This is a genomic window from Streptomyces sp. CO7 (genome assembly GCF_053474865.1).
This window is the reverse complement of the sequence record NZ_JBRIOU010000209.1, coordinates 1-2473: the sequence shown is the minus strand read 5'-3', so window position 1 is coordinate 2473 and position 2473 is coordinate 1. Positions and strand designations below refer to the sequence as shown.

The 2473-nt window shown below is 71.8% G+C and carries 2 protein-coding genes; both read left to right on the top strand.

Features of this window, described 5'->3' with window-relative positions; all coding sequences use genetic code 11:
• The first annotated feature begins 164 nt into the window (after positions 1 to 164).
• Positions 165 to 1337: a hypothetical protein gene (locus ACOV8S_RS32730; protein ID WP_448322271.1), complete on the top strand. Its 1173-nt coding sequence runs from the start codon at positions 165 to 167 to the stop codon at positions 1335 to 1337.
• A gap of 121 nt (positions 1338 to 1458) precedes the next feature.
• Positions 1459 to 2136: a DUF6928 family protein gene (locus ACOV8S_RS32725; protein ID WP_448322270.1), complete on the top strand. Its 678-nt coding sequence runs from the start codon at positions 1459 to 1461 to the stop codon at positions 2134 to 2136.
• Positions 2137 to 2473 lie beyond the last annotated feature (337 nt).

Below are 2473 nucleotides of genomic sequence, written 5' to 3'. Positions count from 1 at the left end.
GTCCCCGCAGCCCCGCCGCCGTGGAACGCCCGAGTCCCGGTCCCTCCACAGGCCGGTAACGTTCCGCCCCACGCGAGGGCCGCGATGATCGCTCTCCCGCACAATCCCCTCACCGACCGTCGTACGACGACCGGTTGCGGACGGACGAGCGGGGGAGACGCGATATGCCCATGTACACGAGAGGTTCCAGGAAGCGGTGGCTGCTCCCGCTGGCGCTGGGCCTGACCGTCGCCCTGGCCGGCCTGGTCGTGCCGGTGATCAGCCTGGTGTCCGCGATCGCCGACCACCGCGCCTATCTCGCGGCACCGCCGTGCGCCGACGGCACGTCGTTCGAGGACACGACCGACTGCCGCGTGAGCCAGAGGTCCACGGACACGAGCGTCAAGGTCGGCGGCGGCGACGACGGCAGCGAAACGGTCCGCTACCTCTTCGTGTCCCTGCCCGACGGGTCCAGCGCGTTCACGTCGCTGCGGGACGAGTCCGACGCGGTCAGCGTCCGGGAAGGCCAACCGGTCACCGTCATCGCCTGGCGCGGTGAAGTACGGGAGTTCGTCGTCCCCGACGACCGGATACCCGCCGAGGCCTACCCCGGCGGCTGGACGGAGACCGAGCTGCGCCCGACGTGCTTCCTGCTCCTTCTCGGAGGCGGCCTCCTCCGGACGTCGCACCGGATGCGCGGGCTGCGCCAGGAGGGCCGGAGCCGGGAGTCCGTCGGCCGGTGGAGCGTGTCCGTCCCGTTCGTCACCACGATGCTGTTCGGCGTCCTCGCCCTCGCGCCGGTGGCCACGGCGCCGAGCATCCATGCCGCTGCGACCTCCTCGGCCGTTGCAGCGGTACTCGCCGTGGTCGCCGGCGCGGCACACGGCGCGCGGCAACGCCGCCGTGCCGCACGCGAGGCCGTGGCCCTGTCGCAGCGGTACCTGCCGGAGCCGCCGACCGAGGAGACCGTGGTGCCGGCGGCCGTGCTCGGCGACGTGCCGTACAGCGGGGAGGAGACGCAGTACCTGTTCATCGGGCCGGAAGGACTGTCGCTCGAGCCCTTCGTCGAGCCCTCCGAGCCCTCCGAGCCCTTCGGGCCCTCTGAAGCCGCCCCGACCGGCACCGGCGACGCACCGCGGGACGGAGGCGACCCCGTACCCGTCCCGCCCCTCTCCTTCGTCCGTCTCCACGGCACCGTGCCCGAGGACCCCCGCTGCGCCGCAGTGGAACGGCCGGTCGCGGTCGAGTGCCGTGACGGCGAGCGGGAGGTGCTGCTGGTCGTCTCCGAACCCCACGTGCCAGCGCTCTTGGGCGCGCTGGAAGCCCCGGTGAGCTCCGGAACCCGGGAGCAGGCTTAACGGCAGCGCTGCGGAGAGACGTGGCAGGTCTCGCCCGGTGGTGCGGCCATCCCGGCCCTTCTTGTCGGCGCCTCCACATAGGGTGCGTCCGCCGCGCACGGCATCGCGACGAGGAGGAACTGTGGGAGCCAAGACCGGACTGTTGGTGTACACCGATGGGGACGCGCCGTCGCTCCTACGTCAGGTGGGCGCAGCCGATGTGGACCGCACCCTTGCGCTGATGCGACGGCTCTGTCCGGGCCACGAGATCGAGCCTTGCGATGGCAGGGTCCTTGCCAGTGGCCTCTACCCGCCCGTGGGCACCGTGTACGCCGCCAGTTGGCCCGGTGTCGAGGTCATCGGGGATCAACGAGTGATGATCGACTCTCCCTCCCAACTCCCGAACCACGTCGTCGAGGCGAGCGCCGGCCGACGTCTCGTTCTCCACGCCATGCACAGCGTCGTCGACTGGCTCGCGTTCGCCGTGTGGGAGGACGGCCGCCTGGTCCGCTCCCTCAGCGTCTCGCCCGACAGCGGCATCATCGAGGACATCGGCGAACCGCTCCGCTTCGAGCTGCCCTATTGGGCAGGTGACCGTCCCGCCGACGTCATCCCTTGGTCCGACGAGGAGGGAGAGGAGGAGGACGAGGAGCCGTACCCGCTGCCTTTCCACCCGCTGGACTTCGGCGAAGAAGTCCTGCGCGCGCTCTGCGGATTCGTCGTGGAGGGCAACCGCGAGCCCGACGACGTCGACGCGACGCGCATCCGCCTTCACGGATTCCACGTTCACGACCGCCACGGTCCCCTCGCTGAGGGGTAGGCGACAGAACGGGAGCGGGTCGCTGAGGCGGCCCCTGCTCAGCCGCCGCCGGCTGTCGACTGCTGTCCGCGACCGGTCCGGCCACCTTCGGCGACGACTCCGGCGACCTGCTGCGTACGCCACCGACCGCGGTCAGGTCTGCCCGAAGACGGAACCGCACCTTGCGCCCCGGCGCTCTTCGTAAGCCGACCGAACAGCAAGGCGCGGCGCCATCTCCCCCCTCACCCCTCACCGGCCGACGAGCCGCCTCCCCTCGCGCACACCGCCCACACCGTCTTCCCGGAAGGCGGCCGCGGCCGCCTTCCGGGAAGACGGTGTGGGCGGTGTGCGCGAGGGG

What these genes read in the sequence shown, in the direction of transcription:
- ACOV8S_RS32730 (WP_448322271.1), top strand. Translation starts at nt 165, where the DNA reads ATGCCCATGTACACGAGAGGTTCCAGGAAGCGGTGGCTGCTCCCGCTG.